18 protein-coding genes are annotated in these 22612 nt (G+C 43.7%); 5 read left to right on the top strand and 13 right to left on the bottom strand.

Features of this window, described 5'->3' with window-relative positions; all coding sequences use genetic code 11:
• Positions 1-53: 53 nt before the first annotated feature.
• Both JOD82_RS05460 and JOD82_RS05455 read right to left on the bottom strand, forming a co-directional pair.
• A complete protein-coding gene (locus JOD82_RS05460; RefSeq protein ID WP_023990607.1) occupies positions 54-281 on the bottom strand; it encodes an aspartyl-phosphate phosphatase Spo0E family protein in 228 nt (75 codons plus the stop codon).
• A gap of 261 nt (positions 282-542) precedes the next feature.
• Complete coding sequence (locus JOD82_RS05455; protein ID WP_185156346.1) at positions 543-1946, bottom strand: DNA-binding protein; 1404 nt, start codon at positions 1944-1946, stop codon at positions 543-545.
• 255 nt (positions 1947-2201) lie between these two features.
• Between JOD82_RS05455 and JOD82_RS05450 the strand changes: the two genes are divergently transcribed.
• A complete protein-coding gene (locus JOD82_RS05450) occupies positions 2202-2576 on the top strand; it encodes a helix-turn-helix domain-containing protein (RefSeq protein ID WP_165146326.1) in 375 nt (124 codons plus the stop codon).
• Positions 2577-2677: 101 nt separating this feature from the next.
• On the opposite strand, the gene JOD82_RS05445 is transcribed toward JOD82_RS05450, so the two are convergent.
• Positions 2678-4075, bottom strand: a complete 1398-nt coding sequence (locus JOD82_RS05445) for a helix-turn-helix domain-containing protein (protein ID WP_209947883.1) — start codon at positions 4073-4075, stop codon at positions 2678-2680.
• Between the two features lie 295 nt (positions 4076-4370).
• Between JOD82_RS05445 and JOD82_RS05440 the strand changes: the two genes are divergently transcribed.
• Both JOD82_RS05440 and JOD82_RS05435 read left to right on the top strand, forming a co-directional pair.
• Positions 4371-4946, top strand: coding sequence for an RNA polymerase sigma factor (locus JOD82_RS05440; RefSeq protein WP_209947881.1), 576 nt, complete (start codon positions 4371-4373; stop codon positions 4944-4946).
• Positions 4918-6054, top strand: a complete 1137-nt coding sequence (locus tag JOD82_RS05435) for a DUF4179 domain-containing protein (protein WP_209947879.1) — start codon at positions 4918-4920, stop codon at positions 6052-6054. The genes JOD82_RS05440 and JOD82_RS05435 overlap by 29 nt, the downstream gene beginning before the upstream one ends.
• A gap of 56 nt (positions 6055-6110) precedes the next feature.
• Here the strand turns inward: JOD82_RS05435 and JOD82_RS05430 are convergent, their stop codons facing one another.
• The 9 genes from JOD82_RS05430 to ftsE form a co-directional block, all read right to left on the bottom strand.
• Positions 6111-6470 (bottom strand): BLB8/JUQZ-1 family protein, encoded by a 360-nt coding sequence (locus tag JOD82_RS05430; protein ID WP_209947877.1) that lies wholly within the window; start codon positions 6468-6470, stop codon positions 6111-6113.
• Positions 6471-6749: 279 nt separating this feature from the next.
• A complete protein-coding gene (locus tag JOD82_RS05425) occupies positions 6750-10814 on the bottom strand; it encodes a glycosyl hydrolase (protein ID WP_209947875.1) in 4065 nt (1354 codons plus the stop codon).
• Between the two features lie 297 nt (positions 10815-11111).
• Positions 11112-11495, bottom strand: coding sequence for a hypothetical protein (locus JOD82_RS05420; RefSeq protein WP_029514546.1), 384 nt, complete (start codon positions 11493-11495; stop codon positions 11112-11114).
• 273 nt (positions 11496-11768) lie between these two features.
• Positions 11769-12326 (bottom strand): class I SAM-dependent methyltransferase, encoded by a 558-nt coding sequence (locus tag JOD82_RS05415; protein WP_029514547.1) that lies wholly within the window; start codon positions 12324-12326, stop codon positions 11769-11771.
• A 177-nt stretch (positions 12327-12503) separates the two neighbouring features.
• Positions 12504-13820 carry a PDZ domain-containing protein gene (locus JOD82_RS05410; RefSeq protein ID WP_209947873.1) on the bottom strand — a complete coding sequence of 439 codons (1317 nt, stop codon included), beginning with the start codon at positions 13818-13820 and terminating at the stop codon, positions 12504-12506.
• Between the two features lie 165 nt (positions 13821-13985).
• Complete coding sequence (locus JOD82_RS05405; RefSeq protein ID WP_029514549.1) at positions 13986-15452, bottom strand: S41 family peptidase; 1467 nt, start codon at positions 15450-15452, stop codon at positions 13986-13988.
• A gap of 206 nt (positions 15453-15658) precedes the next feature.
• Complete coding sequence (locus JOD82_RS05400) at positions 15659-16942, bottom strand: M23 family metallopeptidase (protein ID WP_029514550.1); 1284 nt, start codon at positions 16940-16942, stop codon at positions 15659-15661.
• A gap of 83 nt (positions 16943-17025) precedes the next feature.
• A complete protein-coding gene (ftsX, locus tag JOD82_RS05395) occupies positions 17026-17943 on the bottom strand; it encodes a permease-like cell division protein FtsX (RefSeq protein WP_013312238.1) in 918 nt (305 codons plus the stop codon).
• Entirely contained in the window at positions 17933-18619 is a 687-nt protein-coding gene (gene ftsE, locus JOD82_RS05390; RefSeq protein WP_023990620.1) for a cell division ATP-binding protein FtsE, read from the bottom strand. The genes ftsX and ftsE overlap by 11 nt, the downstream gene beginning before the upstream one ends.
• A gap of 224 nt (positions 18620-18843) precedes the next feature.
• On the opposite strand from ftsE, the gene JOD82_RS05385 reads away from it, so the two are divergent.
• Positions 18844-20262, top strand: a complete 1419-nt coding sequence (locus JOD82_RS05385) for a VanW family protein (RefSeq protein ID WP_069010687.1) — start codon at positions 18844-18846, stop codon at positions 20260-20262.
• Positions 20263-20333: 71 nt separating this feature from the next.
• Here the strand turns inward: JOD82_RS05385 and JOD82_RS05380 are convergent, their stop codons facing one another.
• Positions 20334-21485 (bottom strand): S-layer homology domain-containing protein, encoded by a 1152-nt coding sequence (locus JOD82_RS05380; RefSeq protein ID WP_069010686.1) that lies wholly within the window; start codon positions 21483-21485, stop codon positions 20334-20336.
• A gap of 265 nt (positions 21486-21750) precedes the next feature.
• On the opposite strand from JOD82_RS05380, the gene JOD82_RS05375 reads away from it, so the two are divergent.
• On the top strand, positions 21751-22539 hold the full coding sequence (locus tag JOD82_RS05375; protein WP_209947871.1) for an alpha/beta hydrolase: 789 nt from the start codon (positions 21751-21753) through the stop codon (positions 22537-22539).
• The last annotated feature ends 73 nt before the right edge of the window (positions 22540-22612 follow it).

Here is a 22612-nt window from a genome sequence, read left to right as displayed (position 1 = left end):
TGTATTAGAAGCCCTGGTGAAGTTAGATTCTATCTTGTCATGATGCTTGAAGATTAATAAGATAGGACAAGCTCGTGTTGCTTCTCTTGTATTTGTGAACTTTGGGGGATGCTCTGTTGTCTACGATAGCTATATTTCCAGTCGCTGTATTTATTAAGAAGTCGATCTAACTCCATGGACTTGATTAACACCCGCCGATCCTTCAATCCCACCTCATTCGCCAAATCATTTAGTTCCTTCCGCTTTTCTTCGATGCATTCCTCCAATTGTTTCCATTTCACATCAATAAACCTCCTGTTCGGTGTGGTATTTACATTAGTTTACAAGCTGATACCTTCCCCACAGGTTAAAAATATAATAAAACCCAATTCATCCCTTTAACGGGATAAATCAAAAAAGCCAATCCATAGGAATTGGCTTCGAGAACGGTGGTTCTCTTCTATGAATTATACACATCTATACAAATTCAACCCATGCCATGATTAAATAATATAATTTCATTAGAACTTTCTACACTGCTTGGATTATAGAAAGGGAATATACTAAAAAATAGAATACCTAAGGCTAGTACCACTAAATAACCTTTTTTCATAGATATTCACCTCCTTAATTATATTTTCGTATCTCTTTGTTTGTTCATAAGTAGCAAATTCTCTGTAAACCTCAAACAACGCAACACATTGTTTAAAGTCACTATCATTCCGACTAATCAATGAAAGTGCAAGACAGTCTAGAACATAGTTTGTTCCTTTCTCCAAGCTATTACTTCTATACTCATAAATTGCCCTTTGATATAAAAAACAACAATAATAGTTTCTATTCTTTACATCATCAAGAAACTTGAACTGATCAATCTCTGCTGAAAAACTTTCAAGTACATAATCTACCGAGAAGTTATATTTGTTAGCTGATTCCAAGATAGTTAAAAGACCAGATAATTTTTCTTCCGGATGTTGATTGAGAAAAGAAATATATTCTACTAAAACATCTCTTTTTCCTAAAAGCATATCAAGTGTATAAGAGTTTGCCTTTGCCCAAAGGCTGAACATCTTTACATATTGCTCACCTTCTGAGTTAAGTCCTTTGAACCAACTTAAATCCGCGTAATATTTAATATAAGATTGTGCTTCCTCAAATTTCTCCATTTTTTGGAGAGCTGTAGATTTAGATAAATATCCGTAGCCGTAATAGAAAACAAGATTTTTCTCTGTTTTAAATTCGTCCTTAACACGTCTTTTAGTATTATTATTTTCATATCGATTTAAATAAACAGTTTTGGCGAGAGTACACAACTCATCTCCATACTTCTTAACGCTGTCCCATTTATGTAGATAAAAATATATATTGATAATTTTTAAAAGCCCATCTAGCTGATAACTCTCTGGTAAGCGATTACGATAAGGAATAAATCTCAGAACAGATTCCAAATTTTTCTCCAGATCTTGACCCACAGAAGCAACAAACAATTTATAATGGCTTATCGCCAATCTCTCAGAATGCTGATACTTTTCATTTTCAATGACACATTCATAGAAAGGAATTGCCTCTTGCAGCTTCCCCCCTTCGTATAACTCCTCTGCCAAAGCAAAGATCGTTGGAATGTGGTTAAGATCTTCCATTAAGCGTGAAAGCACTTTCTCAACACATCGCAAGTTCCCCACTTCAACACAACGAATCAGGAACGGCTTGACCCTTTTCCAATGTGGTCTTCCATCATAAAAACATTCATCCACATACAGGTCGTATAACCAGCCCTCTGGATAATTAAAGGCTTTGGTAATCAAGTCCATTTGTCTCACAGAAATAGGTTTAGGTGGATTTCCGTTAAGCATCGCACTAAATATGCCCCGGTTAAGCCCCGTAGCTTGTCCAAAACTATTAAACGTGTAGCCACCAAGTTTTAATTCTTTCTCAATTTCCGAACGAATCGTGGTTGCATTTTCCAATAAAAACACCCCCGGCATATTCAGATGATTTTAAAAAATCACCCTCCTCGATAATCAATTACAATATACTAGAAATTATATGAATAAATTGGATGATGGTCAACCCCTTTTCTACACTGTTTTATTATATTATGGTATTTGATGCTTTTTAAATAGTCCTCACAGAGACTAAATATATATTAATTTAGGCAATTTAATTACCTCCACGCCTGATCTAGCTTTGTCTACACTCATACTATAGGAGTGTGGAGGTCTATGGAAACGACGAAACTTATAGGAACGAAGATTCGCCAATTTCGAAAATTGCGTGATATTACTCAAGAACAACTGGCAGAAGCATCCGATTCAACAGGCTCCTACATAGGGAAGTTGGAACGCGGTGAAGTCAATGTACAGATTAAAACATTAGAGAAAATAGCAGAGGCGCTGAACACAAACGTATTTGCATTTTTTAACTTTAATTCATATGAAGAACTCAAAAGCCAGCCCTGGATATGGGGATGTATTCATATTCTTTCCCAGCAGAGTGAAGCGGAACAGAATAAAGCTTATCGCATTCTAAAGGAGCTTTTCTCAACAGAGAATGAGCTTTCTGAAAATAACTCTGATGATTCCAAAGGAAAAGGATAAGTTTAATATTGTTCTCTATTAGCCATCTAGGCTAAGAAAAATTAAAAAAGGCTACGCTGTTCTGCTCAATTAAGTAGCAAAATACGTAGCCTTTTTGTAGTTCAAGGAAGCATGTGTTTCGCATTATACTGTACTTCTTCAAGCAATTTTCCATATTCCTCCTGTTGTTCGTATGTGGAATGATCTTTATACTTTTCAAATAATAATGTAATAGACTTGATATAGTACGCTTTATCATTCAATTGAGAAGATGCTTTGAAGCTCTTCAGCATACCGTCCATAGCTTTCGAATAAGCTCCTGTATTGAAATAGTAGCGACTAAGCTCAAGAAAAAAACGAGAATAAGTGACCAGATTATAATTCGTATGATAGTAAGAAATATTTACATTTAGTTCTCTGAATTCATCAATTTTTTCAGCAAAGAGAATTAAAATATCATCTATTGGATAATTGTAAATATTAGCTGACTCAACAATAGTCAGTAGCCCATGTAATATCTCCTGGGAATTATCTCTAAGAAGCTCAACATAGGCAGGCAAGCTTTCCATATTCCCCATTAAGATTTCCATACTCAACTGATTTGCTTTTGCCCACACTTTAAATTTTTGTGCCTCTATTTTTCCTATATCGTCCAGTCCTTCAAAATCAGTTAAATCTGCATAGTAGGGGATAAATTCCATAGCTTTTTTATATTGCCCTTGTATCTCGTAGGCATTCCCTTTCAGTAAAAAGGACTGACCATAATAAACGATTAGACGTCTTTCTGTATTTAGAGGCTTAACTTCACGATTTTTTAATTTTCCTCTAACCTGCTGTTGATAGATACTCGTAGCTAGTACTCTTAGTTCTTCAGCATACTGTATAACCGTCTCACAATCATAAAGTTGAAAATAGGCATTAGCCAGTTTTAATAAAGCGTCTAATTGGTAATTTTCAGGAAGATTCCTTCGAAACGGGGCAAATTTTATAGCTGCTTGACGATTATTATCCAAATCAGTATTTAGAGAATAACAAAACAAACGATATTGGCTGATCGCCAGCCTCTCCGAGTGGTAATATCTTTCGTTCTCTACCACACATTCGTAAAAAGGGACAGCTTCTTTTTCCTTACCTGCTTCGTGTAGTTCTTCTGCAAGCTCAAATATCATCGACACATAGGACAAATCCTCGGTCAGTCTCGACAATACCTTTTGAATACAGTCTACCTTTCCTAACTCTACACAACGCAATAAAAAAGGCTTAATCCGTTTCCAGTGCCCTTTTCCCTCGTAAAAGCATTCATCTATGTACAACTCATACAGCCAGCCCTCGGGATATTCCAATGCCTTGGTAATCAGGTCCATCTGCCGAACGGAGATTGGCTTGGGTGGGTTACTGTTCAGCATGGTACTGAATGTACCACGGTTAATACCGGATATTTTACTGAAGCTGCTAAATGTATAGCCTCTCTGCTTGAGTTCGGTCTCTATCGTCGAGCGGATCGTAGGTGTATGTTCCATTTCAATCCCCCTCAATATAGTTACAGATATATCGTAAGTCATACTTAACATGTGATTTCGACCATAAGAACTTCATTACATTACAAAATAATTAAAATAGTGAAATATATGGTCTATAAAGTCATTTTATTTTATGATGCCTTAGAAAGAAGTCTTTTTTTAATGAATTCCGTGATAATTGAAAAGTTGAATGAAGTACATCTGGAGAAGCATAAAAGCAAACTCCAAGTTTTTTTATTTGAGTGTCACAAATGTATATCTTTTTCAGTTATATAGGCAGAAAGGGGGGACGTTAATGGAAAAACTAAATGCAAATAATCAAAACGCAGATATCAATCTTGTCATAGAGCAGGTCCAAGCAGGCGACAAACAAGCATACACACATATCATACGACGTTATCAACAACAGATTTTTTTATACTGCTACTACCTACTTAAAAATCGGGAAGAAGCAGAAGATGCAGCTCAAGAAATATTCATTAGAGGGCTTGAACATATACATCATTTTGTACCTACCGTCTCTTTTTCAGCTTGGCTTTACAAAATCGCTCAAAATCACTGTACTGACTTATTAAAAAGAAGCGCTAGAACATTCAAGTCCTTCATTCAGTACAAACTGAATCTAAAGCAACAGCCAATACACGAATATACAAATTTAATTCACGAGTTACTGGATCAGCTAACATTAAAAGATCGTCAAATTTTATTATTACGTTCACTTGAGGATTACAACTACGAAGAGATTGCTACAATTATGGGGCTGAAATCATCCACGATCCGAAAAAGATATGAGCGACTCCGTAAAAAGCTAATCAACTACAATGAAAAGGGAGGAAAACAAATTGAGCACTCATTTAAACCCGGAAGATAAAGAAATTGAGCACTTACAAAAGCTTATTCGGAATACTCCATTACAAGTGGATTTAATTGATAGAACCATGGAACGCTATAGTACAATGAAAACAAGACGCTATAAGCGCTCTAACTCCCGTTCGAAAAGGGTTCGCAATACCTTTCTCGGAACCTCCGCCGCACTTGTAATGGCGTTTGCACTTGTCGTTAGTACTGGATTTATTTCACCAACAATGGCTGCTTCCTTGAAACAAATTCCAGGTATAGATTCTATATTCCAGCTTGCTGGTGATCTTGGTTTACAAACAGCGGATGAAAAAGGGCTAGTATCCAAACCAAATCTTAGTGACACTCACGATGGCCTGACTCTCAGCGTACCGGAAGTTATGTTTGATGGAACACGTATATCCATTGCCTTAGAACGACAAACCACTGACAAAAGATTTTTAAACACTGAATTACCCTTATTACTTGATGATTTAATACTTTCCATTAATGGAGAAGACATACACTCTTATGCACCTGCTAACACTAGCAACTCCATTGATCCTTATACGATACCTGGGAAAAATTCTAATTCAACAATTATACAATTTTCAGATTTACGTAACCAGGGAGGGAAGCCTTTCCCAGATAAGTTTAATTTAACAGTCTCCATGCCTGTCTCCGGCATTAAGCAACCATTTAAAATAGAAATTCCTGTGGAAAAGAACACCAAGAATAACTTTGTTTTTACACCGTCTCTTAAGCGAAAGTATTCAAACATTGACTATACCCTAGAAAAAGTTGAGCTCACACCGATTACAACCAGCATCACAACTCGCATAAAGCTACCTACTAATTCGAAAATTTCGTCACTTCCTTTTTTGGAGTATGAAATTTACGATGATAAAGGAAAACAACTGAAATCTATTAGCAGCAATGGTTGGAGTGCTACGGATGGCAACGTTCTGATAACTGATTCAAGATTTGAACCTTTCACCTCTCTCCCCAAATCAATTACTATAAAGGTCGACAAGGTTATCTTAAGAAAAGATGATAAGAGCAAATTTGAATTAGACAAAGATGGAAATCCAAAAATAGAGTATTTCCCTGATCTAGAGATTACTTACCCAATCAATCCATGATAATAAATAAGTGAAGGAAGTGAAGCGTACTTCACCTCCTTCACTGCATATAAATACTATCTTTCAACCTTAAAAGTATAAACTCCAAGTTTGTCTCCATTAGATTTAAAGGCTTCAACCTGAGCTGAACCATAGCCAATCATCTTAGCTTTATTTCCATGAAGTTCGACAACATCACTTCCATACAAAATCATCCAGTTAGAACCTTCCATAGCATATGAGCTACCTATACCTAATTTAAGTGTGGTATCCTGCTTTGTAATAGGTGGCTTTTCTCCGTTAGCAGGACTAAAGGTTACAGTTACTTTTGCTGGAGTTACAGCTGATGCCGTTGAGCTTACCGGTGAAGCGGAAGCTACTCCCCCTAAAGATAAAGCTAACGCGGAAATTGATAGTGCTAAGATCGCTCTTTTCATTTGTCATTTCTCCTCTTTAAGTATTTTACTGATTAAACATTAGACTTCCAAGCAATTGTAGACAGTAGACATCACCAAAATACTAGTTATTTCATTTCTTTCATCTCCTTCCTTCTAATTAATTCCATTCTAATTCTTGATGTGTTACAAAAAGAATAGAAATAAACATATCATTTCATTTTTTACAAAATAATCACATAAAGGTTTTCTCGTATAAAAAAATGAGCAGGTAGGATACTAAATCCCCCTGCTTATTTCAGCGATAGTATTTATATCATTTTAATTAGCTGTCGGTTCGGTTCCCCAGACAAGTACGCCATTGTGATACAACGTAGCTTTCGTATGATGGGCGAATGAAGTCTGCGTGCCTTTATACGAGTAATCGTCACTTTCGTTATAGTTCGACCAGTCTGTTTTATGAATACGGGTTTGAATTTCGCCCGTGCTTCCTCCAGGTGCTAACACGCCTGCATCCGGGTTGAAGCTGACTTCCAAATAATAATCAGCGCCGGTGACGGCCTTATCCATTTTAACCAGTTTACCATTCAGCTTTGAGCAGCTCAGCATTGCATAGTCGCAGTTGAATGTCTGCTCACGGTCACCGTCGATCGTGTAGTAGTAGCGAAGTTTCAACTCGTTGATCGGTACGGAGGTTGTACCTTTGTTTACAATTTGGAAATGCGGGTTCAAGTGATTGTCGTTCACATTTGTATCCGCTGCGCGATACTGGAGCACCAGTCCCGTTGTCGGCTGCTGAGTATCCGCTTTCGGTGCTGCGCTAGCCGTGTTCGAAACCGTTTGACCTGCATCGTTCTTCGCTACGACTTGGTAATAGTATATTGTGTCTGCCGTTACGGCTGTGTCGGTGTAGCTGCTTCCGTATACATCGCTCGCTACGGTGGCGAACGCGCCGTTTTCAGCCGTCGAACGCTTCACTTCATAGCTTGCCGCATTCGCTGATGCTGTCCAGCTCAGCTTTACTTTCGCCGTTTCGCCCGCTGCGTTCAGCGTGAAGCTGCCCGGTACTGATGGTTGCTCGGTAATGCCATACTTTTTTAAGTTAGTCGGGAGCTTTTCAAGCGTAATGACGTTCGGATGATTATACACTTTTTTCAGATGCTCCAGACTGTTTTGTTTGCCGTCTCTCAGGAAATCCCCATACCATGTAGCGAACCAGCTCCAATGGGCTTGATATGCCTTCATCAGATCAGGATCCGGGATAGGCCCATTTTCGCTCATAGCAACTAACTTTTTGTCCTTGCCCAATGTAACTAGGTCTTCGTATTTTGCAATTTGCGGACTGTAGTCGCCTGCCTGCGGATAAGAGTCAAAGCTCAAAATATCCACATACTCGTCTCCCGGATACCAATCAGGCGCTACAGAATTCCAGACCCAAATCAAATTGTTCAGTTTGTGCACATTCGTCAAACGGTCATGCATCAAAATATACAATTTTTTAACAGGCTCAGGGCCTTTGGCGCCCCACCAGAACCATTTGCCTTCCGCTTCGTGCAAAGGACGGAACAGGACAGGAACTTTCGCATCCTGCAACTTCTTCAATTGCCCCGCAATTACATCGATGTCGCGAATAAGCAATGTATAATCTTCGGACTCTGGATGATTCATCGCATATTCGATATCGAATGTAGTTGAATCGGCATAAAAGCCTCTCCACCATTCTTTTCCCTGCGTATCGATCAGACCTTTCGGCGCGTTCCAATGCCATGCAAAGGTAACAATGCCCCCTTGCTTATCCCATGCAATCGCTTTTTCCGTCTCTGTGGAACTAAGACCGTGTTCCGCTCTGCTTGGCGAATAGTCGATCAGGTCAAGCGCTGCAATTGCTGGTTTTTTACCTACATTGGCTTGAAGCCAATCAATTTCGTTTATCTCCTCCTGACCAGAGAGCATATTCTTCCCGTATTGATCAACCAGGTAGTTCATCAATGCTCTTGCTTCTACCGTCGCATTCGGATTAATGAGCGTTTTGGTTACCGCATGCGGTGGACGGTCAGTAGCTGGCTCCAGCTTGACATAGTCGATATCATACCAGCCCCAGCCTGTTTCAAAACCGATCGTATTGGCCCCTGCATTCAACAGAACCTTACCACCGGACGTCTCTTTAAAATCAGCCGTTTTCCAAAGTACCAGCTCGCCAGACGCTTTGCCGTTTAAAGAGAAGTTCGTGCGTTTGTCATCATGAGGCGAACGGTAGCCGATTGTAAGATTGTACAAGCCTGCCGCCTCTGCCTGAATCGTCATCGTCAGGGAATCCCCCGGATTGTGGAAATTAGTTACATAACCAGTACCTGAGAAGCCGGTTCCGCTGGATTCCACAATGGTTCCCTTCAGCGTGCCTTCTTCGGCTTCATAGCGATCCGGTCCGTCTACAGGCGTTCGAGGAACCGCTTTCAAAACGTTGGATTCGCTCGTTCCCGCCTTTGTTTGTGCGGTTATTTTATAATAATAAGAAGTGTCGTTCGTTACGTTCGTATCCGTATAAGACGTTTCGACCAAGTTGGATGCTACAGCAGTAAAAGGACCGTTTTCATACGTAGCCCGCTGTACACTGTACCCTACAGCTCCGCTGGAAGCGTCCCAAGATAAATCGACTTTCCCATCGCCAGCCTCAGCCCTCAGCGCAAAGCTTTCAGGACCTTCCACAGGTGGCACAGACGTATCATTGCCAGCAGTCAAGACGATATGATAAGCCGTCAATGGTGGTACTGTATAAGTAAAGCGGTTGCCTGAAATTTGCGTGATTGGTGCGGATCCCTTAATTTGCGAGCTATTTTTGTCGAAGCCCCATACTTTACCGGAACCGTAAGTCGTCTCGCCGGAAAGATCAAATTGGGCGTCGAATGCGCTGTCCATGCTTTTATTCATGACAACGAGGTGCAGTTCTTTGTAGGATGCATCTGTTACGGAAGCATGCACCGAGCTATTAACAATATCCGACGTTTGCGCGTTAACGCTGATATCACCGAAAGTAGAGCTTTTTCCGTCATAATTGCGATAAAGCTTGTAAGCGGCACTAACGTAGTTGTTGGCACCCTCCTTTAACTTCCAGTAGTTTGCCATATAAACGTCGTTTTTGCCCAAGATGCCCAACACATCGGCCATAGCGATACCGCCAGAAATATCATTTTCGCCGCCATAGCTATACTCAGTCAAAGCCAGCTTGGTTCCTGAATAATATTTATCCACCGACTGCTTTAATCGAGGCAGTAAAGGCAAGAATTCGCTGTTCCATTGAGCGATCCAGCTATCTTCCTTGTAGGTCGGATCCCACAAAGTACGAGGCGCCTGCATTCTGGCTTTCTTCGTTTCGTCATTGCCTACCTCATTCGTAATTCGTATGCCTCCGCCCATCGCTTCGGGATACCAGTGGACGTCGAAAACATCCAGCAATCTCTTGCCTTCAGCTTGCGAGCTAAGGCGCATTTGATCCAGGTAATAGTCCACGAACCAGCTGTAGTTGCCTTTTACAGAGTTCCAATCAGGTGCGGTTTGAAGATCTGTATAGGCGCCAAAACCGTAAAGAACGGGCCCAAAAATTTCCGCACCCGCGTCAACCGCTTTAACAGCTTTGGATAAACTTACCGACCGGTCTACCAACTCTTTGGCTCCGACCTTTTCACCATGAATGCGCGGATGCGTGTGCGACCAGAGAGCGGGTTCATTGTCGAGCGCATATCCTTTCACGCCCGTCTTTGTTGAAGCAACGCCGTACTTTTTCACTAAAAAGTTGACGAATTCATCCGCATAAACCTGATTGTCATTCAGATCAGGCTGTAGTTGAAACGGCGCATTTTTAGCGTTTACGACCTGATTCCAACGAGCAGAAGGGGCCTTTTCACTTTCCTGCACACTTCCGTTTCCATCCTTGGCCACATAACCAGCCATCGGCAGCGTGACTAAAGAATATGTGCCCTGCTTCAGCGATTGATCGTGAAACGAGGTTGCCACCGCACCTGGCTTTTCACATTCGGCTTTTGTCAATCCGGCGTTGTCGCATAAATAGCTATCGCTGGACTGCATCCAGTCACTTCCTGCATTGGACATATTGTTTTCCCAGTTATATCCGGTCATTCGATTGCCACCAAGTCGTCTGGCAGTCAGATTCTCATCGCCTGTCAATTCCTGATTCGTACCGTAAATATAAGGGCTAATCGGCTTACGATCCTTGGATGTATCGACTTTAATGGTAACGGTCTTTGCCGTTTGACCGTGAACTACAGTTGGAGTCGGTAGAGCCCCCCCTACTATAATCGTGCATGCCATGACGACCGGCAGCCATTTGGAACGTTTGGACCAAATACCACTACTATTTTTCTCCTTCATGCCGCTTTCCTCCTTTAAGTTTGAAAAGAGCGGCACCCATACGAGTGCCGCTCTACAAGGCTTTAAGGCTCCTGATTCCAAACGAGTTTATCGTTCTGGTACAGCGTCATATCCCTGCTTGAAATGTTCCAGCCGAAGACAACACCCTCTTTCTTTGAAACTGGATTTATAATATTACCTTAACACAAAGGTATATTGACATTTTTAACTATTGTTTTAATTAGCTAGTATTAATTTCTTAAATAACCATATTGCTTGAGTATCCCAATAGCTCTTGCTTATCCACACTCGTCTTTCCTACCGTACTTTATCCTTTTGAATAAGCTTATAATAGATGCGCGCAGGCTCTGATTCTCCAGTGGATAAAATGTATTCTGCCAAAGGTGCGCACAGCTTTTGGAGGTAAAAGGAGTATAGTAGCTCGGCCGTGTCAAAATGGATTTTCAACACCTGCTTCATCAAACCTTCGAATTTGGAGTAATCCAGTTCTTCCGGGGTAATATCAAACGGGTACTCAGGAAAGGTTTTTTTCTGAATTTCAACAAACTGCTCCCTAAGCTTCGGTTGATTGCCTGAACGGGCAGCCGAGAAATTCATCATAAAAAAAGATACAAAGTCCGTCTCACGATCACTTAACTTATAGTACTCACACCAACGCATGAATATCAGTGGTTTTACCATATATAAATCTCCTTTAACAAAAGTTCAGATTTATCATGAATCTTACAAAAATCTAGTGGGTTCCATCTTATGTAATATATAGGTTAAGCCCCATTTTAAAATATGATTCCTTAAATGAATTTTGCTTTTTAACATATCCCCTTCTTATATATCTATGAAAGTGGACAACAAAAAAAGACCGTTTCAGTATCTTAATGACGCTGACCAAGTCTTCTCATAATCATCCGTATAATCGCATTCGTATTTATTCTAATCTTCTACATAGCTGCAAGGTTACAGGCTGCACGTGAACACATAAGCGGGCGGGACATTGCAGTTTACCTTTTTAATCTGAATGTCAGCAAAAAAGGTGCGGAAAAAATTGTGTTTGACCTTGCTGTACTGGAACGTAATAAATTTGCCTTCCTGGCCCAAAACCTCAGCCGTTTGTCCCAAAATAAGGCTAGATAACGCGCCTGGCAGGCTGGTGAAAGGGAGCCCTGATACGACATAATCCACTTTTGGAACCTCATACTGTCGTATATACTGCGCTACATGCTCAGCCGATCCATGAATGATGTGTACCTTCTCCAAGTGTCCGTACTTGCTTTGTAGCGTTTTGTAAAACGATTCATTAGCTTCAATCACTAAAAGTAGCGTTTCTGGACGCTTGTTCAAAATCAGCTCTTGCGTAAACACACCGGTCCCTGCACCATATTCAATAATGCACGATGCTTTGTCAAAGTAAATCGGTGTGGCAATTTGTTTGGCCAACTGTCTTGAGCTGGGTATAACAGCGCCTACGCTGCGTGGATGCCTGATGTACTCTCGAATAAAGTGAATCGCGTTCATCTTTTCCTCTCCCTGCTTGACACACATGATAGACATTCGGTTCATCGACGCTTCTTATTACATATTCATTGTATACCGATCAGAATATTGATTTCAAGCAGGCTACTGTCGGCATATAAAAAGAGCGTAGCCTTATTCGACTCTAATCAAATAATGACTACCCTCTTATTGTAACATCTATTTGTTCATGGTATCCAACTGTGTACCCTCTGCCTGCGATGCCTGTCCAGCTTTACGTCGCCGTGCGCCTATATGCATGGCAACAATCCGATAGATGGAGGCCGGCTGTAGGGATACGGCCCAGCTCGCGTCTGCATCCGGTGCAAGCACGACCCCTAGCTGGTGATGATCGCCATCGTACATGCCTCGCTGCACAAACTTGCTCTCGCCTTGCAGATTGCGTACTTCCAGCTTGCAAAAGGCAGAATTGATCCGCAAGGCCTGGTGTAACTCGGCACGGGTATTCACAATAACTCCATTCACGCGGTAAATGGCCTCGCCCGGCAGTATGCCCATGGCTGTCGCCGGACTGTCTGGCAGCACAGCGAGCACACGCATCCCTTGCTCCGGATGGACAAACATCGGGCTAAGACGACTTTCCTCCATATTACCATACCAGATCAGTGCCTCATGAGCCAGAAAAGAGAATAACGCTGCTAACAATATCAGCGGACTCCACCATGCAGCCAGCAAGCTCAGCAGAAGTAAAGCCACACTGTACAGAAGCAAGCGGTTCGAAGTGAGTACCGCCTTCTGTCGTGGTAGCTGGCCTAGCGTCACGCTGCTGAAGCCCATCAGGACTGGTAAGGCTGCCAGCATATACCCGGTTCCGGCATCGCCGCCGAATAACGGTGTCCAGGGAAGCATGAATCCTCCCTGAGTGGGTACCAGCAATAACAACGGAATGGGCCAGAGATCTTCCATCCGATAGCCGCCAACCAATCTCCCCCGTTTGCCCTCGACAAACAGTGGAGTGGCAGCTTTCCCCCCTTGCCAGCAAACCAACAGCGCCTCAGCCACATGCAGCACGGCGACCAACACCAACAGTGCTGGAATATCCAATCCGCGGATAGCCGTTACTGAAGTTCCAAGCGCTCCCACAGGTTGCCAGCCACTGGCCACATTTAGGAAAAATTGAACCACACCTAGCAGACCTACCGAATAAGCGAGACACAGGTAACGGACGCGTACCAGCATGAGCAGTAATGTTGCTACCCACAGGCACACGATGGAAGCCGGGTTCAGATGCACGCTGACGAACATTCCCAGAGCGGATAGCGCCATTCCAGCAAGCAAACCACTCCATACGACACGCCAGGTCTCTGAGGCCCAGCTATGCATTTTAGTATGAAATAGCTTGCGCTCCAGCAGCATTTGCCGACGATAACCAAGTGCGACAATGAGTATTGAGATATAATAAAACGGCTGCATAAGCAGGTATAAGCAAGCATTCAAGACGCTCCATCCCCATTGTAATGCCCATTCCAAGTCCATTCACACTCCCTTATGCCCCTGGCCCGCTGTATAGCGGATCACGTACACTTCATATCCATTTATTCTATATGAAATTGCCAACGTAGGGAAGACAAACCGACAGACTGCAAATAAATCCCAATATAAAAGGAGGCTGTTTCCAGCCCCCTTGTTGTAGCCTCACTATTATTTCGCTACGCTTGTCTTCATTTCCTTCCGAATCTCTTCAATCCCCTGCTTGAGTTGATTATCATTTTTCGGATCACGAATTTTCTCAATCAGCTTGGCTTCCATCGCTGCTGCTGTCTTCGCATCAATGATGCCACTAGCCGTCAGCTTCGCTTGTTTTTGAAAAGCAATAACAGAGCTTTCAGTTACTTTGTCAAAATAGCCATCCTCGCGACCTGGTTTGTAACCCAAACCTTGCAGAATGATTTGTGCATTTTTCACATCACTGCTATTCATATTGTATTTCAAGGACTTTTCCTTGTTCAGCGGTGCTGCTGTGAAGTATTCAGGCTGTTCCACCGCGATGTTCGGCTTAATCCCTTTTTTATGAATCCACGTTCCATTTGGCGTTAACCATTTGGCAATCGTGATTTTGAGCAGGCTACCGTCACCCATTTGCTTGTCATAGCTGGTTTGTACAGTACCTTTACCAAAGGAGTTTTCCCCGATCAACACAGCACCTGCTGATTGCTGGAGAGCACCTGCCAGAATTTCGGACGCACTTGCGCTACCTTTATTCATTAGCAAAGTCACAGGGTAATTTTTACGTGAACCTTTGGATTTCTCTTCTTCACGCTTCTGATTCTTGTCTTCCACTTGTACAATCGTTTTGCCGGAAGGTACAAATTGCTGCGCAATCTCAATGACAACGGAAAGCACGCCGCCCGGGTTATTACGCACGTCAATGACGAGCCCTTTTAGCCCTTGCTTCTCGAGCTTCGCCAACTCTTCCTTGAATCGTTCTGCTGTATTCAAGGAGAACTGGGTGATCGTGATGACGCCTACACCGTCGCTTTCCATATGAGCTGTTACAGTTTCCATATCAATATTGTCACGGGTAATCGTGTATTCGAGCGGATCAGGAGAGCCACTGCGCTGAATTTTGACTTTCGCCTGACTGCCTTTAGGTCCACGGATTTTGGAAACGGCCTTGTTCAGATCCAATCCGTCCAGTGTTTCACCATTAACAGACAAAATAATATCCTTAGAGCGTAGCCCTGCCTTTTCAGCCGGCGAGCCTTTAATTGGCGTGACTACAACTACTTTTCCGTTTTCAGCCGCTACTTCAGCTCCGATCCCGGTAAAAGAGCCTTCTATAGATTGCTCGAACTGTTGTGCAGTTTCTTTACCCATATAAGAGGAATACGGGTCGCCGAGCGACTCCATCATACCATTGATGGCGCCATCCACCAGCTTGGTACGATCCACATCCTGATAATATTGTCCCTGAATCAGGTCCATCGCCGTTTCGATTTTGCGGATATCACTTCTGGAAGTAGAACTGCTACCTGTCACACTCGCCAGCAGTCCTTCGCCCAGAGCGCTGTTCCCTACTGTAGTCGTTCCAGTATAGGCAAAAGTGAGCAGACTGCCGCCAAGCAGCCCGATCACCATCAAGAGTATCGCTGTACTTTTTTTCAACATCTAATCGTCCACCGCCTTCTCATTATCTTGTATCCTATTGCCTTACAACGCATATCCATCCACGAAGTATACGTCTAGCTTGTACGGAATATGTTAATTGTATCCTACTCCGTGTCTCAATGCACATGTTCTTCATCGGATATTAACCATTACAGCAAAGCCCTATCTACAACCGTAATGGCTATAAATAGGGCTTACCTTTTTTACTATAAATAGTTCATCGGATTTACAGGTTTATTATTTTCGCGCACCTCAAAATGACAGTGAGGTCCCGTGGAATTGCCCGTCGAACCAACTTCTGCAATTTTTTGACCACGTTTCACAGTCTGCCCCGTATGAACCACCGTACCGCCATTGCGAATGTGTCCGTATAGGGTCCATAGTCCGTCTCCATGGTCAATTACAACTGTGTTTCCATAACCACTCCACCACTCGGCAACAATGACAACACCGTCTTCAGCTGCATGAATATCAGTTCCCTGCGGAGCCGCCATATCAATACCTGTGTGGCCTTTAAGCTTGCCAGTAATCGGATGTACCCGCATGCCAAAAGTAGATGAGAGTCTGTAATGAGATACAGGTAAAGCCAACGTACCTGATCCACCCGTATACGTACTGGCTGCCGCATGGCTGGAATTCGAGGCAGCGCCTGAGGAAGAAGATGCATATCGTTTGGCTTCAGCCGCACGTGCAGCCGCTCTGGCGCGTGCTGCTTTGGCAGCCTGCTCCGCTCTGAGCTTGTTCTTCTCCTGCACCAGACCCACACGTTTGTTCGCGAGGGCTACCAGCATGTCATTTTGCTCTTCGCTGATTTCATCTGACTCCGCAATATCATGATCATAATTGGAAATCAGTCTTTGCTTCTCTTTCTCCTTCGAATTCAGTTCTGCTTTGGCGCCCTGCTTGAGCGCATACAGCTTCTTGGCATTTTTATATTCCGTATCCAGCTGCTTCTTCTTACTTACGACCAGAGCCTTGTCCTTTTTATGCTCGTCCAACAGGATTTGATCCTGCTCCACGATCGTTTTCAGGGAATCTACCCGGCTAAGAAAGTCACTAAAACTGGACGAAGACATCAGCACGTCCATATATGAGACGGTTCCATCCGTATACATCAAACGCACACGAGTTTCCAGCATTTTTTCCCGTGACTGGATACGATCAATGGCCTCAGCTAAATCTTTTTTAGTCGCACGCAGATTATCTTCCGTTTGATCAATCTGAACCGCAACACGAGTCAGCTGATCACTGACACTGTTAATCTGAGCAAGCACAATTTTTAGGTTTTGCACGGTTTTATTTTTGTAATGTTGGGCATACTGTTTATCTTGAGCAGCCTTTTCCTGTTGTTGCTTGGCAGATTGGGCCTGCTTTTCCAATTTGTTCAGCTGCGAATTGATCTCACTCATGCTTTTGGCATATCCGTCAGAAGGCTGGATTAGCAATGCGGCTACCAAGGTAGCGGCCAACACAGATCCTGTTTTTTTCAACTTGCACTCCCCATCCTTTATCGCAAAATAACACCGGGCTTCCCCGTTCTATTAAATCGACCACGACGTCCAACCAGCGCTTCTTATACTTTTAAGAACTTGCGCATGGACAGGGTACTGCCAACAATTCCGACCAGCATCCCCAAAATAATCAGCAATGCACTCAACTGAATCCAAATGCCTTCAAGTGGCATAAGCTTCAACATATTCAGAGCTATATCGCCCTGAACGGCTGTGAGCAAACGCTGATAGCCAGTAAATAAAATACCTACGGTAATCAAGGAACCAATGAGACCGATAAGCGCTCCTTCAATAAAAAACGGCCAGCGTATAAAAAAGTTGGTCGCACCGACCAGCTTCATAATGCCAATCTCTCTTCGTCGTGCCAATATGGTCACGCGAATCGTATTCGAGATGAGGAACATGGACATGATCGCCAGTCCAGCGACGAATATAAAGCCTACATTACGAATGAGCTTCGTAATCGTAAAGAGCGTCTCTACGGTGCCTTTTCCATAACGAACCTTTAAAATCGGTTTCTCTGGATGCAACGTATTCAGCTTCTCAATCTTTTCGGCCACAAATGGAACCGTTGTTGGTTCAATAACCTCTACCACAATTTTGTCCGGCAGTGGATTGCTGTCCTTGTCAAAACCCTCCAGCAGCTCCTTGCCGCTGTCACCCAAATCTTTGCGCAGCTCTTCCAAACCCTGAGCTTTAGTCACAAAGGTCGTTTTGCTGATTTCTGGCATCGCCGCGATTTCCTTTTGCAGTGTTTCACGCATGTTTTGCTCTACATTCAGCTCCAGAAATACGTTAACCTCCACCTGACTATCTGCCTGATCAGCCAGGGAATTGACGTTGAGCACCAGCATGATAAATACGCCCAATATGAGCAGTGACACAATAATCGAGGTGACGGATGCCACGGACATCCAGCCATTGCGGAATATGTTTTTGAAACCTTCCCGCACATGACGTAAGAAGGTGTTAAAAGTCATATCCGTACTCCCCTCTTACCTGATCCCTTACGATGTTGCCATTTTCAATGGCAATCACGCGTTTACGCATAGAGTTCACGATGTCCTTATTGTGGGTCGCCATCACAATGGTCGTGCCTCGAAAATTAATTTCGTCCAGCAACTGCATGATCTCCCACGATGTTTCCGGATCCAGATTTCCCGTAGGTTCATCGGCAATGATCACGGAAGGATTGTTTACGATGGCCCGTGCAATCGCTACACGCTGTTGCTCCCCACCGGAAAGCTGGGCAGGCTCACGATTCATTTTTGTTTTCAAGCCAACCAGTTCAAGCACTTCGGGTACCCGTTTGCGAATCAGCTTCTTGGGAGCTTCAATAACTTCCATAGCAAAAGCCACATTCTCATAAGCCGTCAAACGCGGCAAAAGCCGGAAATCCTGAAAAATGACTCCGATGTTACGACGAACGTAGGGAATTTTACGCTGCTTGAGCTTCCCGATATTAAAACCATTGACTGAAATTTGCCCCTTGGTAGGTACTTCTTCTCTATAAATAAGCTTCATAAAAGTCGATTTCCCCGCTCCAGACGGGCCGACTACGTATACAAATTCATTGCGGTCAATTCTGACCGATACTCCTTGAAGTGCGTGGGTTCCGTTAGTATAGGTCTTCCACACATCCTGCATTTCAATCACTCGATCACTTCCCGTTGCTTAATCATATTACGCATAACCTAATATCCATTCGACATATTCCATGCATTTCCTTTAAAAACTTCTCTATTTCATCATACCGTTTATCATTGTAACAAATTTGTTACCTAAATAGTACCGAAAGTTTTCTGCTTTTGGCACATATATATGAATATTATGGCACACGAGTACGCTATCAAGCTTATCAGACAGGAGACATCTGCATTATGAAAAAAATTCATTTATCTGTCATTTGGATATGGTCTGGTGTTCTGGCGCTAGCCATGTTGTGGGGAGGACTTCATCTGTACGCCGACAGACAAACACTGCCGGAGGGAGTGAGGGTCGGAGGAATTAACGTAGGAAGCATGGATCACACAGCCGCTCTTCGGCTGGTGGATAAAAAATTGGATGCATTGAAGCAACGTCCACTACTTCTGACGGACAGTGACAGCAGTGCACAGGATATAAAAATTACACTCGGGGAAGCAGGAATTCATTATAAAGCGGAGGCATTTCGGAATGCCGTGACGGCACTCAGCTCGGAGCATCTATGGACTCGTGTGCAGACACGTTTTAGCTTCGAGAAGGAATGGTCTATCACATCTTTCCGACAGGAGGAGATATTAAGGGCCCAATTCGGAGCCGATTGGGAGGAGCAACGATATGGCATGCCTATCAATGCTGTGCGACAGATTGACGGGAATGATCAGGTTCGTTATATTCCGGGGCGCTCTGCCCGACGCCTAGATTGGCCCAGATTGGACGCCGCACTAGATAAGGCGCTGCCCAAGGATTTTACCGCTTCGGAAGAGCCCGTACGAGTGGAATTACCTTTCCGTCAGCTGGAACCGAAAATTTCGGTGGACAGTCTACGTAACGAAGGGATTGAGCGCAAAATTGTCCAGTTCTCCACCAGTCTGGGCAGCAGCTCGGAAGGACGCGTGTACAACGTTAACTCAGCGGCAAGCACCGTTGATGGTTTAATTCTCAAGCCGGGTGACATTTTTGACTATGGCCAATTGATTGCCAAGGCTGAGCGCACTCATGGCTTTCGTGAAGCTCCAGTGATCGTGAACGGTCAGTTGGAGTCCGGTATAGGCGGGGGGATTTGTCAGGTATCCAGCACGGTGTATAATGCAGCGCTGCGAGTCGGTTTGGACATTGTTGAGCGCCGCAACCATTCCTTGCCGGTCAGCTATCTGCCCAAAGGTCAGGATGCGACTTTCGCTACGGGGTCCATTAATTTCCGTTTTAAAAACAATACAGGCAAGCATTTGTTACTTCGTGCGGCTGTCCAAAACCGAACACTTATTGTTAAATTTTTTGGTACATTTCCGTCCAATGTTTCGTATGAACTGGAATCCCATACGGTTCGCGTACTTCCCATACCGGAGAAGAGGCTGCGTAATGACTCACTTTCCCCTGGCTTCTATCAAGTACTTCGGCAGGGCAAAGAAGGGTATGTGGTAGAAACATTTCGGGTAAAAAAGGTAGACGGAAAAGCCGTAGATCGCACCCGAATCAGCCGCGATACGTATCGAGCGCAGCAACGCATTATAGCTAGTTATGGCGGTGGCACATCGTCTGAGCCACAAACACGTGAACCCGAGAAGTCTATTGTCGAGGATGGTATAAGCGAATAAACGAAAAATCCCCCTTCCATTGTCGGCTGGACTTGTTCCAGACAGAATGAAAGGGGGATTTTAGCTATAAATTACTCGCTGCGTTTACCCAAAACAGAAATTTCTACAGGCTCACTTTCGTTACCGTCTGCATCTTTAGCTTTGATTACCAGTCTAACCGTTGCTTTTTGAGTAAGCACACTGATACTAAATGTGCCATCATCTTTGGCTACTGCACTACCGATAGGCAGTTCGTTGGAATAGGCGGTTACTGTGGAACCTGCTTTAGCTGTCCCCGTAATTGTACTTTCTCCGTCATACACATCGTTGACTTTCAGTACTCCCGTAGTTGCAACTGTGTCTGTAGTGCTATCTGTAGTCGTATCCGTAGTTGTGTCTGCATCTGTGTTGGTATCTATTGTTGTAGAGTTGTTCGTAGTCGTGCTATCTGTGCTGGTATTTGTGCTGCTATCTTCTGTTTCGCTGCCAGAAGTAGTCGACGTGTTACCATAAGTGGAATCTGTCACGTTGCTGTATGTGGAATCCGTTACCGTTCCACCAGGAGTCGTCGTCAGATTATCAACAGGGCTCAGGTTGTAGCCGGAAGCAGCGTCCAGAATAGCAATTGCCTCTGCACGAGTCAGCGACTTCAGTGGCTGAAATTTACCATCCGGATAACCGTTGATGATTTTTTGCTCCGCAGCTGCCGCTACACTTTTCTTTGCCCAAGATCCAATTTTGTCGGAGTCAATAAATTTAGTAACATCTGCTGCGTTACCCGCAGTGAGTCCAATAGCTTTGCCTACGATAGCCGCAGCCTCTTGACGTGTTACCTTACCATTTGGTTTGAGCTTGTTACCTGCATAGCCGCTTATGTAACCTGCATTCACGGCACTTGTCAGCTCGTTGTATGCCCAGTGAGAAGCTGGTACATCTGTGAACGTTCTGCCTCCATTACCGTTTACTTTTACACTGTCCGCATACGTTACGTCTGTCACAGCTGGAGTATCCTGCGTGAACGTACCCAAGCTGCGGTTCAGAAGAACAATAAATTCTGCACGTGTGATTGCCGCATCCGGTTTTACCGCGCCGTCCAATTGTCCTGTGGCTGACCAGCGTTGCACCTGATCTCCTGCCCAATGTCCATTTGTAGTTTGAGGAGCAGCTGCCGCTGCGCTGAATGCGCTAAGAATAAGACCTGTACTCAATACACCTGTAACTGTATTTCTTAACTTTTTTCCCATGCTATAAATTCCTCCTCTGATTGGATTCATCATTCTTTTTTAAACACTTTACCAGAAATCAAACCCAAATAACCCCCAAATTAAAAAAATCGTCCCATATAACCATACCCCCTCCTAATGTAGGATAAATAAGAAACGGGACTTAATACCTAGTCGCTCACTTGGATATGTATATTTAGACAGGCTAAGGTATACTGAATGAATACTCAGTCATATGCTGAACACCGCAATGAGGTCACAAACCCCTAGGAAAAGAGGTCTTCTTATGGCTCTTATTCAATGTCAGTTTTATTCGGAAGTTCTTGGTCTGAGCACATCCATGAATGTTATTCTTCCTCAGGCAACCCGTTCACAAATTGGACTAGAGGGCAAGCAAGGAACCGGGCCACATCCGACGCTGTATTTGCTGCATGGCCTATCGGACGATGATTCAACCTGGTTGCGTCGAACCTCCATTGAACGCTATGTGGCCTCATTGGGCCTGGCTGTCGTTATGCCCCAAGTACATCGGAGTTTCTATACGAATATGGAGCAAGGAGCGGCTTATTGGAGCTTTATCAGTGAAGAATTGCCGGCTTTGGCACGTTCATTCTTTCCTCTATCCGACAAGCGTGAGGATAATTTTGTAGCCGGACTTTCTATGGGTGGATATGGTGCTTTCAAACTGGCACTCCAGCATCCAGAGCGGTTTGCAGCCGCTGCCAGTCTTTCGGGAGTCATGGATTTACACGCATCACGCACCGATCCTATGCAAAATGCGATGAGTCCAGCGGAATGGCTTAACATTTTTGGGCCAGATGAAATACGCGGAACAGATCACGACTTGCTAGAGTTGCTACAACGTCATGCTGCCTTGGGGACCTCACTCCCCCGACTCTACCAATGCTGCGGTACGGAGGATTTCTTATATAAGGGGAATCAGACTTTTCGTGAAACATGTAGTACCGTCGGGGTTCCGCTGACCTACGAAGAAGGTCCTGGAGCGCATGAATGGGGATACTGGGACGCGAAAATTCAGGATGTTCTGGCATGGCTACCGCTCAAAGAGCACTAAACAGGTTAAAAAAATCCCCGTAGCTTCTCTCATCGCACCATGGCGAAGGGATAGGCTCGGGGATTTATTATAT

Source organism: Paenibacillus sp. 1182, from assembly GCF_017833915.1.
Lineage (GTDB): Bacteria > Bacillota > Bacilli > Paenibacillales > Paenibacillaceae > Paenibacillus > Paenibacillus polymyxa_D.
This window is presented reverse-complemented; position numbering and strand designations above follow the sequence as displayed.